The 21870-nt window shown below is 75.6% G+C and carries 17 protein-coding genes; 3 read left to right on the plus strand and 14 right to left on the minus strand.

What is annotated here, in order from left to right; all coding sequences use genetic code 11:
- Positions 1-12: 12 nt before the first annotated feature.
- From KJP73_RS05440 to KJP73_RS05475, 8 genes are all read right to left on the minus strand, one after another.
- Entirely contained in the window at positions 13-1686 is a 1674-nt protein-coding gene (locus KJP73_RS05440; RefSeq protein ID WP_213281779.1) for an MDR family MFS transporter, read from the minus strand.
- A gap of 131 nt (positions 1687-1817) precedes the next feature.
- Positions 1818-2447, minus strand: coding sequence for a TetR/AcrR family transcriptional regulator (locus KJP73_RS05445; RefSeq protein ID WP_249669123.1), 630 nt, complete (start codon positions 2445-2447; stop codon positions 1818-1820).
- Positions 2448-2520: 73 nt separating this feature from the next.
- Positions 2521-3240, minus strand: coding sequence for a dihydroxyacetone kinase phosphoryl donor subunit DhaM (dhaM, locus tag KJP73_RS05450; RefSeq protein ID WP_213281781.1), 720 nt, complete (start codon positions 3238-3240; stop codon positions 2521-2523).
- Entirely contained in the window at positions 3237-3887 is a 651-nt protein-coding gene (gene dhaL / locus KJP73_RS05455; protein ID WP_213281782.1) for a dihydroxyacetone kinase subunit DhaL, read from the minus strand. The genes dhaM and dhaL overlap by 4 nt, the downstream gene beginning before the upstream one ends.
- A gap of 60 nt (positions 3888-3947) precedes the next feature.
- A complete protein-coding gene (gene dhaK, locus KJP73_RS05460) occupies positions 3948-4943 on the minus strand; it encodes a dihydroxyacetone kinase subunit DhaK (protein WP_213281783.1) in 996 nt (331 codons plus the stop codon).
- 150 nt (positions 4944-5093) lie between these two features.
- A complete protein-coding gene (locus tag KJP73_RS05465) occupies positions 5094-6497 on the minus strand; it encodes a bifunctional folylpolyglutamate synthase/dihydrofolate synthase (RefSeq protein ID WP_213281784.1) in 1404 nt (467 codons plus the stop codon).
- Entirely contained in the window at positions 6494-9808 is a 3315-nt protein-coding gene (gene ileS, locus KJP73_RS05470) for an isoleucine--tRNA ligase (protein ID WP_213281785.1), read from the minus strand. The genes KJP73_RS05465 and ileS overlap by 4 nt, the downstream gene beginning before the upstream one ends.
- Positions 9809-10113: 305 nt before the next feature.
- Positions 10114-10584, minus strand: coding sequence for a hypothetical protein (locus KJP73_RS05475; protein ID WP_213281786.1), 471 nt, complete (start codon positions 10582-10584; stop codon positions 10114-10116).
- A gap of 168 nt (positions 10585-10752) precedes the next feature.
- Between KJP73_RS05475 and KJP73_RS05480 the strand changes: the two genes are divergently transcribed.
- From KJP73_RS05480 to KJP73_RS05490, 3 genes are all read left to right on the plus strand, one after another.
- Positions 10753-11532 carry a hypothetical protein gene (locus KJP73_RS05480; RefSeq protein WP_249669124.1) on the plus strand — a complete coding sequence of 260 codons (780 nt, stop codon included), beginning with the start codon at positions 10753-10755 and terminating at the stop codon, positions 11530-11532.
- 62 nt (positions 11533-11594) lie between these two features.
- Complete coding sequence (locus KJP73_RS05485; RefSeq protein WP_213281787.1) at positions 11595-13625, plus strand: sensor histidine kinase; 2031 nt, start codon at positions 11595-11597, stop codon at positions 13623-13625.
- On the plus strand, positions 13622-14275 hold the full coding sequence (locus KJP73_RS05490) for a response regulator transcription factor (RefSeq protein WP_213281788.1): 654 nt from the start codon (positions 13622-13624) through the stop codon (positions 14273-14275). Before KJP73_RS05485 ends, KJP73_RS05490 begins: the two co-directional genes overlap by 4 nt.
- A gap of 9 nt (positions 14276-14284) precedes the next feature.
- Here KJP73_RS05490 and KJP73_RS05495 read toward each other — a convergent pair whose 3' ends face one another.
- The 6 genes from KJP73_RS05495 to KJP73_RS05520 all read right to left on the minus strand — a co-directional run bounded on the left by KJP73_RS05495 (position 14285) and on the right by KJP73_RS05520 (position 21863).
- On the minus strand, positions 14285-14791 hold the full coding sequence (locus KJP73_RS05495) for a phosphoribosyltransferase (RefSeq protein ID WP_213281789.1): 507 nt from the start codon (positions 14789-14791) through the stop codon (positions 14285-14287).
- A gap of 49 nt (positions 14792-14840) precedes the next feature.
- Entirely contained in the window at positions 14841-17039 is a 2199-nt protein-coding gene (gene dnaG / locus KJP73_RS05500; RefSeq protein ID WP_213281790.1) for a DNA primase, read from the minus strand.
- A gap of 60 nt (positions 17040-17099) precedes the next feature.
- A complete protein-coding gene (locus KJP73_RS05505) occupies positions 17100-18038 on the minus strand; it encodes a hypothetical protein (RefSeq protein WP_213281791.1) in 939 nt (312 codons plus the stop codon).
- Complete coding sequence (locus KJP73_RS05510) at positions 18035-18604, minus strand: SigE family RNA polymerase sigma factor (protein ID WP_283770217.1); 570 nt, start codon at positions 18602-18604, stop codon at positions 18035-18037. The genes KJP73_RS05505 and KJP73_RS05510 overlap by 4 nt, the downstream gene beginning before the upstream one ends.
- Positions 18605-18705: 101 nt before the next feature.
- Complete coding sequence (locus tag KJP73_RS05515) at positions 18706-19986, minus strand: deoxyguanosinetriphosphate triphosphohydrolase (RefSeq protein ID WP_213281803.1); 1281 nt, start codon at positions 19984-19986, stop codon at positions 18706-18708.
- A gap of 29 nt (positions 19987-20015) precedes the next feature.
- Positions 20016-21863, minus strand: coding sequence for a glycoside hydrolase family 13 protein (locus tag KJP73_RS05520; protein WP_213281804.1), 1848 nt, complete (start codon positions 21861-21863; stop codon positions 20016-20018).
- Positions 21864-21870: the final 7 nt, after the last annotated feature.

Here is a 21870-nt window from a genome sequence, read left to right on the forward strand (position 1 = left end):
CACGCGCGCAGGCTACCTGGGCTCGGCTGAAGAACGGTCGGCGGAGTCGCCGGCGACGCGCTGCTCCGGCACGGCCGCGCCGGCCGGTGCCGCGTCGGCGGCCGCGGGCTCGCCCGACGTCGCCTCGCCGCGCGCGACCATCCCGGCGACCTCGGAGAGCTTCACCTCGCGCAGGAACAGCGTGAGCACGAAGCCGATCGCCAGCAGCGGCACGAGGTACCAGAACGCGGGCGCGAGGGCCTCGGTGTAGGCGGTCACGACGCCGTCGTGCAGCTGCTCGGGCAGCTGCTGCACGATCGCCGGGGTGAGCGACTCCGCGCCGGCCGACGCGTCGACGCCGCCGGCGGGCGCACCGGCGAACACGTCGCCGAGCCGCTCGGACAGGCGCGTGGTGAAGATCGTGCTGAACAGCGCCGTGCCGACCGCCGCGCCGATCTCCCGGAAGAAGTTGTTGGCGCTGGTGGCGGTGCCGAGCTCGTGCGGGTCGACCGAGTTCTGCACGGCCAGCACGATCGTCTGCATCACCAGGCCGAGGCCGGCGCCGAGCACGAAGATCATCACGCCGAACAGCACCATCGACATGTCGCCGGTGATGGTGGTCAGCCACGCCAGGCCCAGGGTCGCGATCGCCATGCCGGTGATCGGGAACGCCTTGTACCGGCCGGTCTTCGTGATCGCGATGCCGGAGCCGATCGCGGTGAGCATGACGCCGACGGTCATCGGGAGCATGAGCAGGCCGGACTCGGTGACGCCGGAGCCGGTGGACATCTGCAGGAACGTCGGCAGGAACGCGAGCGAGGCGAACATGCCCATGCCGATGACGAGGCCCACGCCGGTGGCGAGGGTGAAGGTCGGGTTCCGGAACAGGCGCAGCGGCAGGATCGGCTCCTGCGCGCGCAGCTCGACCAGGACGAACGCGACGGCGGCGACGACGGTGCCGACCAGCAGGCCGACCAGGCGGCCGTCGGACCAGTCGTACCGGCCCTCGCCCGAGACCGAGGTCCACGAGGTGACGAGCACCAGGCCGGAGGTCGCGAGCGTGAGCAGCACGATGCCGGCGACGTCGAGCTTGCGCCCGGACCGGTGCGTCGGGAGCTTCAGGGTGAACCAGGCGGTGACCAGCGCCGCGATGCCGAACGGGATGTTGATCCAGAAGCACCAGCGCCAGTCGGCGTGGTCGGTGAACAGGCCGCCGAGCAGCGGGCCGGCCACGGCGGACACGCCGAACAGCGCGCCCATCGGGCCCATGTACTTGCCGCGGTCCTTGGCCGGGACGATGTCGGCGATGATCGCCTGCGACAGGATGATCAGGCCGCCGCCGCCGAGGCCCTGGACGCCGCGCCAGACCACGAGCTCCACGAAGCTCTGCGAGAAGCCGGCGCCGGCCGACGCGAGCGTGAACAGACCGATCGCGACGAGGAACGGCCAGCGGCGGCCCCACAGGTCGCCGAACTTGCCGTACAGGGGCATGACGATCGCGATGGCCAGGATGTAGATCGTCACGACCCAGCCCTGGTGCTCGACGCCGTCGAGCTCCCCGACGATGGTCGGCATCGCGGTGCCGACGATCGACTGGTCGAGCGAGGACAGCAGCATGCTCGCGAGCAGGGCGCCGAAGATCAGCCAGACGGTGCGCTGGTTCAGCACCACCAGCGGCTTGTCGGGGGCGGGGGCGGTGGTCGCCATGGGGTACCTCGTCCGTTCTCGGTTCGGGCCGGCGCGGCGCACGCCCGCGGCGGCTCCGGCCGGGGGCGTGCCGTCGTCGGCGGGAGGTGCGGGTGTCGCGGGTGGTGCGGGTGTCGCGGGGGCCGTGCGGGTCAGCGGGGCGGGGACATGATCTCGGCCAGGTCGCGCACGACCGACGGCAGGTGCTCGTGCACGTCGCCCGCACCGCCGGCGGAGTCCCACCGGATGAACGTCGCGTGCGAGAGCACCATGAGCAGGGAGCCGACCAGCATGACCACCGACTCGTCGGTGTCCTCGCCGAGCCGGCGCCGGACCAGGGCCGCGATGTCGTCGTGCAGGCCCTGCAGGTGCGTGTAGGCGCGCACGAGCAGCTCGGGGTGGCCCTTGACCACCTCGAAGGCCCGCTCCATGCGCTCCTTGCCGAGCGGCGGGTGGTCGAGCACGTCGGCCACCAGGACCTGGAGGTCCGTGAGCAGGTGGCCGCTGGGGCCGCCGGACGCGAACGTCTCCGCCGCCGCCGGGTCGATGGACCAGTGCGCCATGCCGAGCACGGCGTCGTCCTTCGACTCGAAGTAGTTGAAGAACGTGCGGACCGAGACGCCCACCTCCGCGCAGATCGCCTCGACGGTCACGCGGTCCAGACCGTGCTCACCGGCGAGCCGGTGGGTGGCGTCGACGAGGGCCTCGAGGCGGGCGCGCTTCTTGCGGGCGCGCAGCCCCTCGGTCTCGACCTGCTCCACCGGAGCGACAGAATCCTGCACGGCATGCATTCTTGCACGCCCTGCAGGGTTGTGTCAGGCACCCGTCGGTGCGGCGGCCGTCACACGGCGCGACTCACACCTCGCCGAAGCCCTCCTCGACGGCGCCGACGAACGCGTCGACCGCCACGCGCGCCTGCGGCCCGGACGCCGAGACCTCCAGCGTGCGGCCCTGCGTCGCGCCGAGCTGCATGAGCTCCAGCACGCTCGCGCCGTTCACGCCGTCCACCTGCACCGCCGCGTCGAACCCGGCCATCATCCGCGCGAGCACCGCCGCCGGCCGGGCGTGCAGCCCGAGCGGGTTGCGCACCAGGACGTGCGCGGTGATGACCCCCGTGCGGTCGCCCTGGTGCGGCACGCCCTCGACCGCCGGCTCCACCTCACCCGCGCCGACCGCGTGCGGGAACCCCGCGCCCGCGGCGACCGCCGCCCCGAGCACCTCGCCGACGGGCGCGCCGCCGGCGGCGGTCACCCCCGCGGCGACCGCCGCCTCGACGAACGGCGCGTCCGCGAGGTGCACCCGCGCGGCGACGTCCTCGTCGAGCAGGTCGAGCACCGACTCGGTGGTGAGGACCGCCGACCCCAGGTCCGTCAGCACCACCGCGGACCGGCCGTCGGCGGTGGCCTCGGTCAGCGCCTGCTCGACCAGGTCGAAGCTCGTGCCGAGACCGCCCGCGCCGTCGCCGCCGGCGGTGAGGATCAGCACCTCCGGCGCCATCTGCGCGGCGAGCTCGCGGGCGCCCTCGGCCAGCGTCGCCGAGTGCGACACCAGCACGAGGGAGACCGGCGCCGTCACGCCGTCGCCTCCGCCGCCGTGCCCGCCGCCGCCTCGAGGACGAGCGCGGTCGACGTGGCGCCCGGGTCCTGGTGCCCCACCGACCGCTCGCCCAGGTAGGACGCACGGCCCTTGGTGGCGGTCAGCGGGATCGTCGCCTCGGCCCCCGCGCGCGCCGCCTCCGCCGCTGCGGCCAGCACCGCCGCCGGGGACGCGCCCGCGTCGGCCGCCGCCACCGCGGCCTCGACCGCGGGCGACCACGCGTCGACCATCGTCTTCTCCCCGGTCGTGGCCTTGCCGCGCACGACGATGCCCTCCAGCCCGGCCTCGAGCATGGCGACCACCGCCCCGCTGTCGAGCTCCGGCAGGCCGGTGACCTTGGCGGCGCGCAGGTACGCCGTCCCGTACAGGGGGCCGGCGGCGCCGCCCACGGTGGACATCAGCGTGGTCGCGACGAGCTTGAGGACGGAGCCGACGTCACCGGGCGGGGCGTCCTGCGCGTCGAGCTTGGCCACCACCGCGGTGAACCCCCGGTGGAGGTTCTCGCCGTGGTCGCCGTCGCCGATCTGCCGGTCGAGCTCGATCAGCTCCTCGCGGTGCTCCGCCACGACCTGCGCGGTCCGGCGCACCCAGGCCTCCGCCCACGCCGCACCCAGGGTCTCCGTCATCCTGCGTTCCCACCTCCGCCGTCGAGCCGACGGCCACGTCGCCGGAGGGCGGCGGGCCGGCTACCAGTGCAGCGCGGCCGTGCGCACCGGCGCGTCCCAGAGCGCGGTGAGCTCGTCGTCCAGCCGGAGGACAGTGACCGAGGCGCCCTGCATCTCCAGTGATGTCACATAGTTGCCCACGAGCGACCGGGTCACCTGGACCCCGCGGCCCTCGAGCAGCCTGCGTGCCTGACGATAGACGACGTAGATCTCGCTCAGCGGCGTGCCGCCCATGCCGTTGACGAGCAGCAGCACCTGCTCCCCCGACGCGAGCCCGAGGTCGTCCGCCACCGGCGTCAGCAGCATCTCGGTGATCTCGTCCGCGCCGGCCAGCGGGATCCGCCGCCGGCCCGGCTCGCCGTGGATGCCGATGCCGATCTCGATCTCGTCCTCCGGCAGGTCGAAGGACGGCTTGCCGGCGTGCGGGACGGTGCAGGCGGTCAGCGCGACGCCCATGGACCGCACGTTGGCGACCACCTTCTCCGCCACCGCCACCACCGCGTCGAGGTCGTCCCCGCGCGCCGCGGCGGCCCCCGCGATCTTCTCGACGGCCACGGTGCCGGCCACGCCGCGCCGGCCGGCGGTGTACAGGGAGTCCTCGACGGCCACGTCGTCGTTGACGACCACCGTGCGGACGGTGAGGTCGTCGGCGTCCGCGAGCTCGGCCGCGGTCTCGAAGTTCAGCACGTCGCCGGTGTAGTTCTTCACGATCGCCAGCACGCCGGCGCCGCCGTCCGCCGCGGCGAACGCGGGGGCGATCTGGTCCGGGGTGGGCGACGTGAACATCGCGCCGGGCACCGCGGCGTCGAGCATCCCGTCGCCGACGAACCCGGCGTGCAGCGGCTCGTGCCCGCTGCCGCCGCCGGAGACCAGCCCGACCTTGCCGCTCACGGCGCCGCCGGCGCGTGCGACGAACAGCGGGTCGGTGTGCACCTCGACGACGTCGGCGTGCGCGAGGCCGAACCCCTCGACGGACTCGGCGACGACGGTCTGCGGGTCGTTGATGAGCTTCTTCACGTCGGGGTTCCTCTCACGGCGGCCGGCCGCGGCACCGTCGCCGCTGCAGTCCTCACACTCGCCGCGCAGGTGGCGCGCGTCAAGGGGCGAACGTGCGGCGGGGGTGCACGTCCGTGCACCCCGCCGCCCGCGCCTCGCCGCGACCGGCCGTCAGCCGCGGCCCAGGTAGACCCGCGCCTCGGCCACGAGCACGACGGAGCCGGTGACCAGCACGGCCGCGCCGCGCTCCACCTCCGCCTCGGCCAGGTCGGCCGCGAGCGTCACGGCGTCGTCCAGCCGCTCCCGCACGTGCACCCGGTCCTCGCCGAACACGTCGACCGCGATCTCCGCGAGGTCCTCGACGTCCATCGCCCGCGGGCTCGAGGCCCGGGTGACGACGATCTCGTCCAGCGCCGGCTCCAGCACCGCGAGGATGTTCTCGGGGTCCTTGTCCGCCATCACGCCGACGACGCCCACCACCCGCTGGAAGTGGAACGCCTCCTCGACCGCGGCGACCAGCGCCTCCGCGCCCGCGGGGTTGTGCGCGGCGTCGACCAGCACCGTCGGGCTGGACCGGACCAGCTCCAGGCGGCCGGGCGACTCCGCGTCGGCGAACGCCACCTCGACGATGCCGCCCTCGAGCGCCCCGCCGCCGGCCATGAGCGCCTCCGTGGCCGCGAGCGCCGCCAGGGCGTTGTGCGCCTGGTGCTCCCCGTGCAGCGGCAGGAAGATCTCCGTGTAGGTCCCACCGGTGCCGCGCAGCGTCAGCAGCTGCCCGCCCACGGCGACCTGCCGCTCCACCACGTCGATGTCGACGCCCTCGCGGACCACGCGGGCCCCGCGCTCGGCGGCGGCGTGCAGGATCACGCCCTCGGCGTCCTCCTGCTGCTGGGACAGGACCAGCGTCGCGCCGTCCTTGATGATCCCCGACTTCTCGCCGGCGATCTCCACCAGGGTGTGCCCGAGCCAGCGCTCGTGGTCGTACGCGACCGGGGTGATCACCGCGACGTCGCCGTCGGCCACGTTGGTGGCGTCCCAGCGCCCGCCCATGCCGACCTCGATCACCGCGACGTCCACCGGGGCGTCCGCGAACGCCGCGAACGCCATGACCGTGAACACCTCGAAGAAGCTGAGGCGCGGCCGGTCGGCGGCCTGCTCCTGGACGTCGACCATGTGCACGTACGGGGCAACGTCCTGCCAGACCTCGACGAACCGCTCGTCGGAGATCGGCTCCCCGTCGATCGCGATGCGCTCGGTGACCCGCGTGAGGTGCGGGCTGGTGAACCGGCCCGTGCGCAGGCCGTGCTCGCGCACCAGCCGCTCGATCATCCGGGCGGTGGACGTCTTGCCGTTGGTCCCGGTGACGTGCACGACGCGGTACGCCTTCTGCGGGTCGCCCAGCAGCTCGCACACCGCCCGGACGCGGTCCAGCGTCGGGTCGATGTCGTGCTCCGGCGCCCGCTCGAGGATGCCCGCGTAGACCTCGTCGGCCGCGCGACGGGCGGCCTGGGCGGCCTCGTCCTTCAGGTGGTCGGCCCCGCCGCGGCCCTTCGACGGGCCCTTCTGCGGGCTCACGCCTGCACCCGCTCGACCGCGACGGCCAGCTCGGCGGCCGGCTCGACGACCACGTCGGTGGCGAGCGTCTCCGTGGCGATGAAGTCCTGGTGCGTGCGGACCGCCTCCTCGTGCTCGGCCGGCACCCCGAGGGTCAGCCGGATCCGGTCGCTGACGGCCAGGTCGGCCGCCTTGCGCGCGTCCTGCACGGCGCGGACGACGTCGCGGGCGTAGCCCTCGGCGCGCAGCGCGTCGTCCAGGGCCAGGTCGAGCACGACGAACCCGCCCGACGGCAGGACGCCCGCGGCGAGCGCCGGGCCCTCGCCGTCACCGGACGCCACGTCGACCGTGGTGCTCAGCTCGTACTCCGTCTCGAGCATCGGCACGTCCCCCTCGTCGGTGCGGACCACCACGGCGCCGTCGGTGCCGACGCCCCAGTCCCCCGCCTTCGCGGCGCGGATCACGGCCTGGACCCCCCGGCCCAGGCGCGGGCCGGCGGCGCGGGCGTTCACCGCGAGGGTGCGGCGCACCGCGACGCCGCCCGCGGCGGCCTCCTCGACGGTGGACAGCGCCACGTGCTTGACGTTCAGCTCCGCGGCGAGCAGGTCCGTGAACGGCGCCAGCGCCTCCGGGGTCGCCGTCGCCACGCGGAGCTCGCGCAGCGGCTGGCGGACGCGCAGGCCGTTCGCCTTGCGCAGCGCCAGGGCGGCGGACACCGCCTCGCGGACGCCGTCGACCGCCGCGACCAGGTCGTCGTCGGCGGGCAGCGCCAGGCTGTCCGCGCTGTCCGCGGACGCGAGGTCCGGCCAGTCGGACAGGTGCACCGACCGCTCGCCGGTCAGGCCGCGCCAGACCTCCTCGGACAGCAGCGGCGCGAGGGGCGCCATCACCCGGGTCAGGGTCTCCAGCGCGGTCCACAGCGTGTCGAACGCCGCCTGGTCCTCCGCCCAGAACCGGTCCCGCTGCGTGCGGACGTACCAGTTGGTCAGCAGGTCCAGGTGCACGCGGACGGTCTCGCAGGCGCCCGGGACGTCGTACGCGTCGAGCTGGGCGGTGACCTGCTCGACGAGGTTCCGGGTGCGGGCCAGGACGTACCGGTCCATGGTGCTCAGCGGGGTCCGGGGCGTCACCCGGCGCGCGGTCAGGCCCTCGCCGCCGTTCGCCGCGTTGGCGTACAGCGCGAAGAAGTACCAGGTGCTCCACAGGGGCAGCAGCACCTGGCGGACCTCGGAGCGGATGCCCTCCTCGGTGACCACCAGGTTCCCGCCGCGCAGGATCGGCGACGCCATGAGGAACCAGCGCATCGCGTCCGAGCCGTCCCGGTCGAACACCTCGTTGACGTCCGGGTAGTTGCGCAGCGACTTGCTCATCTTGCGGCCGTCGGAGCCCAGCACGATGCCGTGCGAGACGCTCGTCCGGAACGCGGGGCGGTCGAACAGCGCCGTGGCCAGCACGTGCAGCAGGTAGAACCAGCCGCGGGTCTGGCCGATGTACTCGGTGATGAAGTCGCCCGGGTAGTGGTGCTCGAACCAGTCGGCGTTCTCGAACGGGTAGTGCACCTGGGCGTACGGCATCGACCCGGAGTCGAACCACACGTCCAGCACGTCCGGGATGCGGCGCATCGTGCTCGCGCCCGTCGGGTCGTCCGGGTTCGGGCGGGTCAGCTCGTCGATGAACGGGCGGTGCAGGTCCGGCTCGCCGGCGTCGTTCAGCGGCAGCCGGCCGAAGTCGGCCTCCAGCTCGGCGAACGAGCCGTACACGTCGATCCGCGGGTACGCCGGGTCGTCGCTCACCCACACCGGGATCGGCGTGCCCCAGTACCGGTTGCGGGAGACGGACCAGTCGCGGGCGTTCGCCAGCCAGTTGCCGAACTGCCCGTCCTTGATGTGCTCGGGGACCCAGGAGATGTCCTGGTTGAGCTCGACCATCCGGTCCCGGAACGCCGTGACCTTCACGAACCAGGACGACACGGCCTTGTAGATGAGCGGCTTCCGGCAGCGCCAGCAGTGCGGGTAGGAGTGCACGTACGAGGCCTGGCGCAGCAGCCGGCCGTCCGCGCGCAGCCGCTGCGTGATCGGCTTGTTCGCCTCGAACACCTGCTGGCCCTGGAAGTCGGGCACCAGGCTCGTGAACTTCCCGCCCTCGTCCACGCTCAGCACCGTCGGGATGCCGACGGCCTCGCAGGTCTCCTGGTCGACCTCGCCGTAGGCGGGCGCCTGGTGGACGACGCCGGTGCCGTCCTCGGTGGTGACGTAGTCGGCGAGCAGGATCTGGAAGCCGTGCTCGGCCATGCCCGGCTGGTCGGCCAGGTAGTCGAAGAGCCGCTCGTACCGCACGCCCGCCAGGTCCGCGCCGCGCACCTCACGGGTCACGGCCGCCAGCGCGTCCTCCGCGGAGTCGTAGCCCAGGTCCTTGGCGTAGCCCTTCACCAGCTCCCGGGCGAGCAGGAACTGCGCGGCCGTCGCCGAGGTGCCGTTCGGGCCGGCAGGGACCACCGCGTAGGTGACGTCGGGGCCGACCGCGAGCGCCGAGTTGGTCGGCAGGGTCCACGGCGTCGTCGTCCAGGCGAGGGCGGCCACGCCGTCGAGGCCGAGCTCGGCCGTGCGCTCGCCGGTCAGCGGGAACGTGACGGTGACGGTCTGGTCCTGGACGTCCTTGTAGACGTCGTCGTCCATGCGCAGCTCGTGGTTCGACAGCGGGGTCTGGTCGTTCCAGCAGTACGGCAGCACGCGGTAGCCCTCGTACGCCCAGCCCTTGTCGTACAGCCGCTTGAACGCCCAGATGACCGACTCCATGAACGTCGGGTCGAGCGTCTTGTAGTCGTGGTCGAAGTCCACCCACCGGGCCTGGCGGGTGACGTACACGCGCCACTCGTCGGTGTAGCGCAGCACCGAGGTCCGGCAGGCGTCGTTGAACGCCTTGATGCCCATCTGCTCGATCTGCGACTTGTCGGTGATGCCCAGGATCCGCTCCGCCTCGAGCTCCGCCGGCAGGCCGTGCGTGTCCCAGCCGAACCGGCGCTCGACGCGGCGGCCGCGCTGCGTCTGGTAGCGGCCGACGATGTCCTTCGCGTACCCGGTCAGCAGGTGCCCGTAGTGCGGCAGGCCGTTGGCGAACGGCGGGCCGTCGTAGAACACGAACTCGTTCGCGCCGTCCTCGCCGGCGTCGCGGGCGTCGATGGACGCCTGGAACGTGCCGTCCGCGTCCCAGTACGCCAGGACGTCCTTCTCCAGGGCGGGCAGGTCCGGGGACGCGGGCAGGCCGAACGACGATCCCGGGGCCGGGGGCGCGGCGTGCTTGCCGGTGGGGGTGCGGTGCAGCGGATAGGCCATGGCGGGCTGGCGCTCCTGTGGTCGGCGCCCGACGAGGGCGCGGTGCGTGGCGGACCCACGGGGACGACGTGCGCCGGGTCGCAGACCGACCCGGTACCCACCGCGGTACCACCCCGCTTGCCGCTCGTCCCCGGGGCGACCCGGTGGCGCGCGACCACTCGCGACGGCTGTGACGGGCCTACCCGTCCGGTTCTACTGGGGGCGTCGCGAGCGGCGCCCTGTTCTTCCGGAGGCTCCCCGGTGATGGCCGGATCGGTGCCTGTGGTACCCGAGTGTATAGACGCCCGGCGGGCGGGCGCACCGGCTTACCCGGCGGGTGTCGCGGGCCGCCGCCGGACGGCCCCGTCGGAAACCGGTCCGGCGAGGGCTCCCTCGAACGCCGCGACCGCCGCCGGGTCGCCCGCGAGCAGCGCGCCCACGTGGGCGGGGTCGTCCACCAGGGCCGGGTAGCCCCACACCGCGACGCACGGTTCGCCCCACAGGCTCCGCGCCCCGGCGCGCGCCCCCGCGACCAGGGCGAACCGCCACCCGGCGGGGACCTCCGCGGTCACGCCGTCGAACAGCTCCGCCGGGACGAACGCCGCGCTCCCCCAGTCGTCGCGCACGAGAACGCTCAGGTGGTCGGCGAGGACGAGCACCCCGACGGCCTCGTACGGGCGGCCGGGCGTCACGGCGTACGCGGACTGGGTCCCCGTGCCGCGGGGCCGGCGGTCCTCGGGCAGGAACGCGCCCCGGTTCGCGACGCACCGCAGCCGCACCTGCCCCGCTGCCGCCACGCGGCACCCCCTCCCGCTCCGCGCCCATCATGCCGCGCGGCCCGCCCGGCGGTCCGGCCGGCAGATCGCCCGGGGAGTCGGGCGCGGGGCCCTGTCGCCCGGGACGGCGGGGGCGGGAGCGTCGTCGGCAGCGGAGGCAGTGGGCCTCCCCCGGACCGAGGAGCACGCATGACCACGCACGACACGACCACCGGCCGGGCGGGCACCCGGGGCGTCGGCGCCGCCGCAGGGGGCGGCACCGGCACCACGGGCTCGACGGCGCCCGACGCTGCGCCGTCCCGGGTGCGCCCGCAGCCGCGGGGCTGGGCCGTCGCCGGGATCGGCGCGGGGCTCGCCGGCATCGTCTCGATCCAGGCGTCGCTCGGCCTGTCGGTCGACTGGGAGCAGACGGCCGGCGACGCGGACGCGATCGTCGCCGGGATGGCCGGCAAGACCGGCACGATGATCCTGTTCCACACGGCCACGCTGGTCGCGACGGTGCTCGTCGTGATCTTCGCCGCGGGGCTGTCCCGCCGGCTCGGGCAGCAGGCGCCGGCCGGGAGCCTGCTGCCCGCTGTGGCGTCCGGCGGCCTGCTGCTGGTGGCCGTCGCCGGCCTGCTCGGGTCGGGGCTCGACACCCAGTTCATGTTCGGGTTCGCGGACCCCGAGCTGCTGGTGCCCGAGTCCGGCGCCTTCTACACCGACTGGATCGCGACGATCCCGTGGCTGTGGGTCGGTGCCAGGCCTCACGGGGCTGGCCGTCGCCGTCGCCGCGATCCGGCACGGGGCCGCGCCGCGGTGGATCGGCTGGGTCAGCGCCGTGCTCGGGGGCCTGACGCTGCTGCTCGGCATCTCGCCGCTGCAGTACATGGCCGGGTTCGTGGGTCCGCTCTGGCTGCTCGTCGCGGCCATCGGGTTCGCGGCCGGCGACCGGAAGTGACCGCGTCCCCCGTCCGGCTCGCCGCATGATCACCCCGTCCGCGCTGCCCGACCCCTCCCGTTCTGTGGTGGTTTGCCCCTACGGTGACGCCATGGTCCGCGAGGGGTCGGCGGCGCGAGGGCGCGCGGACGGCGGGCTGCCCGTCGTCGCCGCCGCGATCGCGCTGGTCGCCTGGCTGCTCGCGGGCACCGCCACCGTGCTGCACGTCGCGGCGGGCGGCGGGATGGTCGTCGGGGACCTGCTGTTCACGGCGGTCGACATCACCGTCGCCGCGGTCTACGGGACCGTCGGCGCGGTGATCCTGTCGCGCCGGCGGCACCCGGTCGGCTGGCTGGTCGCCGTCACCGGCGTCGCCGGCGGGGTCTCCGCCGTGGCGGGCGCCTGGGGCGCGCTCGCCGCCACCCGGCCCGGGCTGCCGTCGCCGGAGTGGCTGGTGGCGATGTTCGGCTGGGTGTGGGTGCCCGGCACCGTCTCGCTGTTCACGGTCGTGCCGTGGCTCGCCCGGGACCGGGGCCTCGGCCCCGCCGCGCGCGCCGGGGTCGCCCTCGGCGCCACCGCCGCCCTGCTGCTGACCGGCACCCGGCTGCTCGCACCCATGTCCGACCCGCGCTGGGCGCTGGCGCTCGTCGTCGTCGCCGGACTGGTCACGTCCGCCGGCACGTGGTGGCGGTTCCGGCACGGGCCCGAGCAGGAGCGCCGCGGGCTCGGGGTGCTCGCCGTCGCCGCCGGGATCATGGCGCTGTCGTTCATCCCGCTGGTGCTCACGGACCCCGGGCCCGGCATCTTCCTGGCCGTGCCGGTCAGCCACCTGGTGTGCCAGGCGCTGTTCCCCGCCGCGCTGCTCGTGACGGTCCTGCGCAACCGGCTGTGGGGCCTCGACCTCGCGGTCAGCCGCGGGACGGTCGCCGCGCTGCTCGCGCTCGTCCTGGCCGGCGTGTACGCGGCGGTCACCGCGGGCGTCTCCGCGCTCGCGGGGGCCAGCAGCGCCGGGGCACAGGTCGCCGCGGCCGTCGGGGTCGTGCTGCTGCTGCAGCCGGTCCGCGGGTGGCTGCAGGCGCGGGTCCGGCACCTCGTCTACGGCGACGGCCACGACCCGGCCCGCGCGGCGCTGCGCCTCGGTCGCACCCTCACGGCACCGGGCGGGTCCGCGGAGCTGCTGGACGGGCTCGTCGCCAGCGTCGGGGAGTCGCTGCGGCTGGAGTCGGTCCGGCTCGCCACCACGGACGCCGACCCGCTGACCGCCGCGTGGGGCGCCCCGACGTCCGAGGCCCTGCACGTCCCCGTCGAGCACGCCGGCCGGGTGGTCGGCGACCTGGCCGTCACGCCGCCACCGGGCGAGCGGCTCGACACCCGCACCCGCGCCGCGCTGGGCCAGGTGCTGCCCGTCGTCGCCGCCGGGCTGGCGCTCGCGGCGGGCGCGCGGGACCTCGAGCGCGCGCGGGACGCGGCCACCAGCGCCCGCCTCCGCGAGCGCCGCGTCGTGCGCCGCGAGCTGCACGACGGCCTCGGCCCGTGGCTCAGCGGCGTCCGGCTGGGCCTGCAGGGCGCGGTCAACCTGCTCGACACGGGGACGCCCGCGGGCGCGGCCGCCGCGCGCGAGGCCCTGCAGGCGCTCGGGGCCGAGGCGGAGCGCCGGGTGGAGGACGTCCGCGACCTCGCGCGCAGCCTGCTGCCGCCCGTGCTGGACGAGCAGGGGCTGGGCCCCGCCCTCGACGACCTCGCGGACCGGCTCGCCCGCGACGGGTTCGTCGTCACCCGCGACGGGGACGACCCGGGCGAGCTCGACCCGGTCGTCGCGGCCGCCGCGTACGCGCTGCTGAGCGAGGCGGCGCGCAACGCCCGGCGGCACTCGGGCGCTCCGGGCTGCCGCCTGACCGTGCACCGGGGCGCCGGCGCGCTGGAGCTCGTGTGCGAGGACGACGGCCGCGGGCCCGGCGGGGTCGCCGGCATCGGCACGCGGTCGATGCAGGAGCGCGCGGAGGAGCTCGGCGGGTTCGTCGAGGTCGGCGCCCGCGAGCCCGGGACGCGGGTGCGCGCGGTGCTGCCGCTCGTGCCGGGCGCGCCGCTGCCCGGCGGTCCGGCCCCTGCCGCGAGGGCTGTGGGCGTGGCGGTGCCGACGTGACGCTGCGGGTGGCGCTCGTCGACGACCACCCCGTGTTCCGGATCGGCATGACGGCGCTGCTGGGGTCGCTGCCCGGCGTGGCGGTCGTGGGCACCGCGGCGGGCGCGGACGAGGCGCGTGCCCTGCTGGCGGGCGAGGTCCGCGACCCGGTGGACGTGGTGGTCATGGACCTGGACCTGGGCGACGGCTCCGGGATCGACGTCACGCGGGACGTGCTGGCCGCGCGGCCCGACGTGGCCGTGCTGGTGATGAGCATGCACGAGGACGACGACGCGGTCGTCGCGGCGGTCCGCGCCGGTGCGCGCGGCTACCTGGTGAAGTCCGCGCCGCCCGAGCAGGTCGAGCGGGCGGTCCGGGCGGTCGCCGCCGGCGAGATGATCCTCGGCCCGAGCGTCGCGGCGCGCGCGATGGCGTACGTGCTGGGCGGGCGCACCGCGGTACGGGTGCCGTTCCCGCGCCTCACGGACCGCGAGCGGGAGGTGCTCGACCTGGTGGCGGCCGGCCACGACAACGTCGTCATCGCCCGGCGGCTCGGCCTGTCCGCGAAGACCGTCCGCAACCACGTCGCGAACGTGCTGACCAAGCTGGAGGTCCCGGACCGGTCCGCCGCGATCGTCCGCGCCCGCGCGGAGGGCCTGGGCGGTGCGTGAGGCCCGGGGTCAGGCGGTCACGGGCGGCAGCGCCGACCACGGGAACGTGATCCAGCGGTCCGTCCGCCGCCACACGTAGTCCGGCGCCACGATCGAGTGCGGCTTGGCGTACAGCACCGCGCTGCGGGCCTCCTCGCAGTGCTCCGCGACCAGGCGCTGCACCAGCGCCAGGGTCTCCCCCGTGTCGGCGACGTCGTCCACCACGAGGGCCCGCCGGCCCACGAGCGCGGCCGTGTCGAGCAGCGGGGGCAGGACCACCGGGTCGGGCAGCCGGGCGTCGACACCGGTGTAGAACTCGACGTTCAGCGTGCCGCACGCCTTCAGGCCCAGCGCGTACGACAGGGCACCGGCGGGCAGCAGTCCCCCTCGGGCGACCGCGACCACGACGTCCGGCTCGAACCCCGACGCCACCACCGCCCGCGCGAGCTCCCGCGCGGCCTCGCCGAACTGGTCCCAGCCGAGGATCTCGCGCTCGGCGGGCAGGTCCTGGCCGGGGGCGGCCTCCGCAGTCGTCATGCCCGCCAGCGTAGGGGGCGTTCGTGAGCGGGAGGTTTCGCGCAGCGCGCTAGGCACTCTCGCGCAGCGCGCGGCGCCGGTTCTCCTCGTCGAAGAGCTGCGCCGCGAGCGTGCGGTAGCCCTCGGGGTCGGCGCGGGCGTCCATCCGCTGCAGCTTCCCGCGCAGGTCGGCGATCCGGCGGGTGATCTCCATCTCGACGAGCGCCATCACCAGCCCGCGCGCGTACGACGGCAGGCGGTCCGCCCGGTCCTCGGGGAGCGGCGCGACGGCGAGCTGGGTGATCAGCCCCTCGACCGGTCCGGCGGCCTCCTCGCGGACGGCCTCCACCCACGCGACGGTCGCGGTCGGGCCACCACCGGCGACGAGCTGCCGCGCACCGGCGGCTCCCCCGGCGGCGCGGACGGCCGCGTGCACGGCGCGGTACGCCGGGGCCGTGAACGCGTCGGGCTCCAGGTCGTCGAACTCCGGCGGGATGAGGTCGGGCAGCTGCAGCACGGCCTCCAGGGCGCGACGCTCCGTCGCGGCGACGGGGTCGCGCGGGTCGGGCAGCGCCATGCGCGGTGCCGGGAGCGCGATCGTGTCACCCGCTCCGTCGTGCGCGGGCTCGCGGTCGTACGGCTCGGGCGGGTGCTCGTCCCACCGGCGGTCGCCACGGCCCTGACCGCCGCCCCCGCGGCCCGCGAACCGGTCGCCGCCGGGCCCGCCGGAGCGCTGACCCTCCCAGCGCCCGCCGGAGCCGCCGCGCCCCTGGCCGCCGCCCGACCGCCCGCCGGGGCCGCCGTCCCGGCGCTGCCAGCGGTCGCCGGAGGGACCGGGCGGGACGTTGTTGCTGAACCCGCCGGCCGGCGGACGTCCCGCGTCCCGCCCGCCCGGGCGCGTCCCGGCCGACCGGCTCGCCGCCTGCACGGCGCGCTGCACCGGGTCGAGGTCCATGCCGAGCCAGCCCGCGAGCATCCGCGTGTACTCGGGCCGCAGCGCGGTGTCGCGGATGCCGCCGATCGCCGGCGCCGCCGCGCGCAGGGCCGCGACCCGGCCCTCCGCGGTGCCCAGGTCGAACCCCTCCAGCGTGGTGCGGATGACGAACTCGAACAGCGGCGCCCGCGAGCGGACCAGCGCGCGCACGGCGTCCGGGCCCTGGGCCTGGCGCAGGTCGCACGGGTCCCTGCCGCCGTCGGCGACCGCCACGAACGTCTGGGCGCTGAACGCCTGGTCCTCGCCGAAGGCGCGCATCGCGGCCTTCTGCCCGGCGGAGTCGCCGTCGAACGTGAAGATCACCTCGCCGCCGACGGACTCCCCCGACGCGAGCTGGATGCCGCCGCCCGCCCCGCCGGCGCCCATCAGCCGCCGCACGATCCGTGCGTGGTCGGAGCCGAACGCCGTCCCGCACGTCGCCACCGCGGTGCCGATGCCGGACAGGTGCATCGCCATGACGTCGGTGTACCCCTCGACGACCACCACCTGCTTGTTCTTCGCGATCTCCCGCTTGGCCAGGTCGATGCCGTAGAGCACCTGCGACTTCTTGTACAGCGGCGTCTCGGGGGTGTTCAGGTACTTCGGCCCCTGGTCGTCCTCGTACAGCTTGCGGGCGCCGAACCCGACGACGTCGCCCGTGACCTCCCGGATCGGCCACACCAGCCGGCCGCGGAACCGGTCGTAGTTGCCGCGGTTGCCCTGGCTCATCAGGCCGCTCGCGGTCAGCTCCGCCTCGGTGAACGACCGGCCGCGCAGGTGCTTGAGCAGGCTGTCCCAGCCCTGCGGGGCGTAGCCGACGCCGAACTGCTCCGCCGCCGACCGGTCGAAGCCCCGCTCCGCGAGGAACGCCCGCGCCGCCGCCGCGCCGGGGGTCAGCAGCTGCTCGGCGAAGAACTCCTCCGCGATGCGGTGCGCCTCCAGCAGCCGCTGCCGCTTGCCGGGCTCGTGACCCGGACGCGGGCCGCCGCCCTCCTCGTACCGCAGCTGCACGCCCACGCGCCCGGCCAGGTACTCGACGGCGTCGGTGAACGGGAGGCCGTCGATCTTCTGGATGAAGTCGATGACGTCGCCGCCCTCGCCGCACCCGAAGCAGTGGTAGAGCCCCACCTGCGGGCGGACGTGGAACGACGGCGACTTCTCGTCGTGGAACGGGCACAGGCCCTTCATCGAGCCGACGCCCGCGGTCTTCAGCGACACGTGCTCGCCGACGACGTCCTCGATCCGGGCGCGCTCGCGGACCGCCTGCACGTCCTCCCGCCGGATCAGTCCCGCCACGGGGACGATCCTAGGTCCCGCGGCGGCCCCGACCGGCAGCCGTCCCCAGGGCGCCGGGCCTCAGCAGGTCTCCCACGCGGTGCAGCCGGCCATCTCCAGGGTGGGCTCGACCGGGACGCTGTCGGCCGGGCCCTGGTGCACCACCGCGGGGTGGTCGGCCGAGCCCATCTCCAGCACCAGCCCCGTGGCGGGATCGACGACCGTGCGCTCGACGCCGCCCTCGGACGCGGCGTACTCGAGGATCTCGCCGGGGCGGCCGATGCTGTCGGTGCCGACGGTGACGGTGGACCCGGGGAGGCCCTTCGCGACCTGCCACACGGCCACGAGCAGGTCGGTCGGCAGGGTGCCGCCCTGGAGCAGCAGGTCGTGGGTCATCCCGTGGACCTTGTCGTCGTCGCTCCCGGACCGGCGGTCGGGTTCGACGCTGTCGCGGAGCACCGCCTCGAGCGCCGCGGGTTCGGTCGGCAGCCGGGCCGGGTCGCGGAGCATGTCGACCCACTCGCCGTCGATGCGGAACCGGCCGACGACGCTCGTCGGGCCCATCGCCGCGAGGTTCGTGAGGTCGCCGTCCCACATCAGGAGGCCGGGACGCTCGCGGCTCGACCAGGACTCGGACCGGTGCTCCCCGTCGGCGTCCTGGGTGACGCTCAGCACGTACCAGTACGGCGCCGCCCCCTGCGCGGTGCCGGTCGTGGCCGTGCCGGTGGTCGTCGCTCCGGTCGGCGTCGGTGCGGGCGTCGGCCCTGGGGTCGGCTCCACCGTCGCGGTGACCGCCGGTGCGATCTGAGCCGGTCCCGTCCGCCAGGGTGCGCCGGCCCACGCCTGCCCCACCACGACGCCCGCGACCACGAGCACGGCCACCGCCCCGGCGCCCGCCGTCCGCGTCGCCGCGCGACGCCGCCGGGCCCGGGGCAGCACGCGGGAGGTGTCGACCGGGACGGTCGGGACCGCGTCGGCGCGGTCCCGCAGGTGCCGCACGAACTCGTCGTCGGTGCTCATCGGTTGCTCCTCGGGAGGATCGGCGCGGGTGTGGTGGTGGCGGCGGGCTCGCCGAGCGAGTCGCGCAGGCGGGCGAGAGCGCGGGAGGCGGTGGACTTCACCGTGCCGACCGACACGCCCAGGTCGTCGGCCACCTCGGCCTCGGACAGCCCCTCCAGGTGGCGCAGCACGACGACGCGTCGCTGCCGGGCCGACAGGGTGGCGAGCGCCCGGACCAGCTGGTCGCGGTCGGCCTGACGGTCCGCGCCGGAGGGTGCCGCGCCGTGCGGCAGGTCGACCGGGTCGACCAGCACCTCCCGCCGACGGCGCCGCCAGGTGTCGATCCGCAGGTTGGCGAGCACCCGCCGGGCGTAGGCGAGCGGGTCGCGCTCCCGGGCACGGGGCCACGCGAGGTACGTCCGCACGAGCGCCTGCTGCACGAGCTCGTCCGCCTGGTGCGCGTCACCGCACAGCAGCCAGGCGGTGCGGGCGAGAGCGGGCGCCGCCGTCGTCATGAACGCCGCGAACTCGGCGTCACGCCCGGCGGCGGTGGCCCGCCCCGGCACGGGCCGGACAGGCAGGAGCAGGTGCTCCCCCGTCGTGGTCTCGTGGCCCTCGTCCGGGCCGGCGGTCGTCGCTGTCACACCCTGTACACGCAGCCGGCGGCCGGAAGGTTGCGTCGGCTGCGTCAGAACCGCGGCGGCGGCGCCAGGCGGGCGTGCCACGCGGCCGCCGAGACGTCCGTGAGCGACGCCACCTGGTCGATCACGACGCGCAGCCGCGCGGCGTCGTCGGGGGCCGCCCGCCAGTCGGCGGCGAACGGCGGCTCGAGCGCCAGGGGCGCGCGGTCGCTGAGCACGTGCACGAGGTCGGCCAGGATCTCCCGCTGCCGCTGGTACAGCGGCTCCAGCTCGCGCGGGGCCATCACGTACGTGACGGCGAGGCCCTTGAGCACGAGGATCTCGGCGGTCGTGGTGTCCGGGACGATGAGGTCGGCCCCGTACCGGGTCAGCGGCCCGGGCCCGTACACCTCCCGGGTGGCGACCTGGGCGGCACGGGCGAACCGGCCGATGAGCTGGCTGGTGGTGTCCTTCAGGGTGGCGAGCGCGCCGCGGGAGCCGTCGAACCCGGGCCGCCACAGGTCCGCCGCGACCAGCCGGTCCATGGCCGCCTCGAGGCCCGCGGCGTCGATCGCGTCGCCGTACCAGGTGTGGATCGACTCGACGACGCGGGCGCGCTCGTCCGGCACCGTGAGCACGGTGAGGTCGAACCGCCCGCCGACGACCGCGTCCTCGACGTCGTGCACCGAGTAGGAGATGTCGTCGGCGAGGTCCATGACCTGCGCCTCCAGGCACTTGTGCCCGGCGGGCGCGCCGTCCCGCAGCCAGGTGAACACGGGGAGGTCGTCGACGTAGACGCCGAACTTGTGGGTCGGCCTTCCCGTGGCCGACAGGGGGCCCTCGCCGGCGCCCCAGGGGTACTTGACCGAGGCGTCCAGCGACGCCCGCGTCAGGTTGAGGCCCACGGCGGTGCCGTCCGGGCCGACGACCTTCGGCTCCAGGCGGGTCAGCAGCCGGAGCGTCTGGGCGTTGCCCTCGAACCCCCCGATGTCCCGGGACAGGTGCGCCAGCGCCCGCTCCCCGTTGTGCCCGAACGGCGGGTGGCCCAGGTCGTGCGCGAGGCAGGCGGTGTCGACGACGTCGGGGTCGCAGCCGAGCGTCTTGCCGATCTCGCGCCCCACCTGCGCCACCTCGAGGGTGTGCGTGAGCCGGGTGCGGACGAAGTCGTCGGACGACGGGCCGAGCACCTGGGTCTTCGCGCCGAGGCGCCGCAGGGCCGAGGAGTGCACGAGGCGCGCGCGGTCGCGCTCGAACGGGGTGCGGGCGCGCGACTTGGGCGCCTCGGTCACCCAGCGGTCCCGGTCGGCGTCGACGTAGCCGTCGGGGAGCTCACTGGTCACGCGTCCCAGCCTATCGGCGCGGCCCCGCACGCCCGCCGTCAGGCCAGGCGCCAGACCTGCACGCCCGGCCCGTCGCCCGGCAGCTCCAGCCCCGCGGGCCCGACCGGGAGCGCCGCCCCGCCGTACAGGTTCTCGGGCCGCGCACCGGGCGCGAGCAGGTGCCCGGGCAGGACGGCGCCGCGCCAGGGCGCCCGGGCGGCGAGCACGAGCACGCGCTCGTCCGGCGTCTCGCGCAGGTACGCGACCGCGTCGTCCTCGGCGAGCAGCCAGCGCAGGCCGCCCTCGCGCAGCGCGCGGCTCGACCGGCGCAGGGCGATCAGCGCCCGGTAGACCTCGAACGTCCGCGCGTGCCAGCCCGGGCCGCCGCCCGCGTCGACCGCGTCCCACGGCATCGGCACGCGCGCGTGCTCGCCGTTGGTCCCGACCGCGCCGCCCTCGTCCCCCGCGAACACGACGGGCGTCCCGGGGTAGGTCAGCAGCAGGCCGGCGCCGACCTCGACCAGGTCGGCCGAGCCGGTGAGCGTCCGGATGCGGGCGGTGTCGTGCGAGCCGAGCAGGTTCCACTGGTGGGTCGTCACGGACCACGGCACCGCGGCACCGAACTCGCGCATGGCGGCCACGGCGGCAGCGCCCGTCCGCCGCGGCACCCGGACCGGCAGCTCCACGTACCGGACGTCGGCGGACGGGTCGGCGAGCCACGTCCACACCGGCCGCGTGAACGCGGAGTAGTTCATGGTCCCGTGCCAGCCGCCGGCGAGCAGGTCCGCCGCGGCGTCGTGGAAGTGCTCGGCGATCAGCACCGCGTCCGGGCGCCGCTCGACCACGGCGCGCCGCAGCCGCCGCGCGACGTCGTGCGTGAGGTCGTCCGCGCCCTGCCGCCCCGTCATGTTCGCGACGTCGATCCGCCAGCCGTCCATGCCGAACGGCTCGTCGAGGTACCGGCCGGCGACCGACCCCGGGCCCTCGATCAGCCGCTCCGCGAGCACCGGCGCGTGGTGGTTGAGCTTGGGCAGCGAGGCGTGCCCGAGCCACCCGACGTACCCGGGCTCCTCGTCCGTCCAGTAGTAGAAGGACCGCTCCGGCGCGTCCGGGTCCGCCACGGCGCGGCGGAACCAGTCGTGGGCGTCCCCGGTGTGGTTGGTCGTGAGGTCCCCGACCAGGCGCATCCCCCGGCCGTGCAGCGCCCGGGACAGCGACGCCATCGCCTCGTCGCCGCCGAGCAGCGGGTCGACGTGGTCGAACGTGCTCGCGTCGTACCGGTGGTTCGACCGGCCCGGGAAGAACGGCGTCAGGTACAGCGTGTCGACGCCGAGCCGCTGCAGGTGGTCCAGCCGCGCCTCGATGCCGCCGAGGTCGCCGCCGTACAGCTGCGTGCCGGTCCCGGGGCCGCCCCCGATCGGCTCGTCGGACCACGCCGCCGGCAGCGCCCAGTCGGGCAGCGGGCCGTCCGGCGGGCCCTCGTGCCGCCCGGTCGAGCGCGCGAACCGGTCCGGGAACACCTGGTACACGACGGCGTCCCGCGCCCAGTCCGGCCCGGGGGCGTGCACGCTCAGCCGGAAGTCGGCCGCGTCGGGCACGTCCCGCGCGTGCACGCCGCTGCCGTTCAGCCAGACCTGCTCGCCGTCGGCGCCCGCCAGCAGGAACCGGTAGGAGGTGACGGGGTTGGTCACCGGGACGTCGGCGGTGAACCAGCGCTCGTGCTCGTCGCCCCCGTCGGCGCGGGCCGGGTGGACCCGCGGCTCGCCGTCCTCGACCACCCGCAGCCACACCTCGGGCGCAGGGCCGCCGGCCGGGACGCGGACCCGCACCGGCACGACGTCGCCCAGCGCCGGCGTCCCCGCGGGGACGTGCAGCGCGGAGCCGTCGTGGTGCGCCCCGGGCGTCACGCGCCGG

Origin of the sequence: Cellulomonas hominis (assembly GCF_901521055.1) — a bacterium.
GTDB lineage: Bacteria > Actinomycetota > Actinomycetes > Actinomycetales > Cellulomonadaceae > Cellulomonas > Cellulomonas endometrii.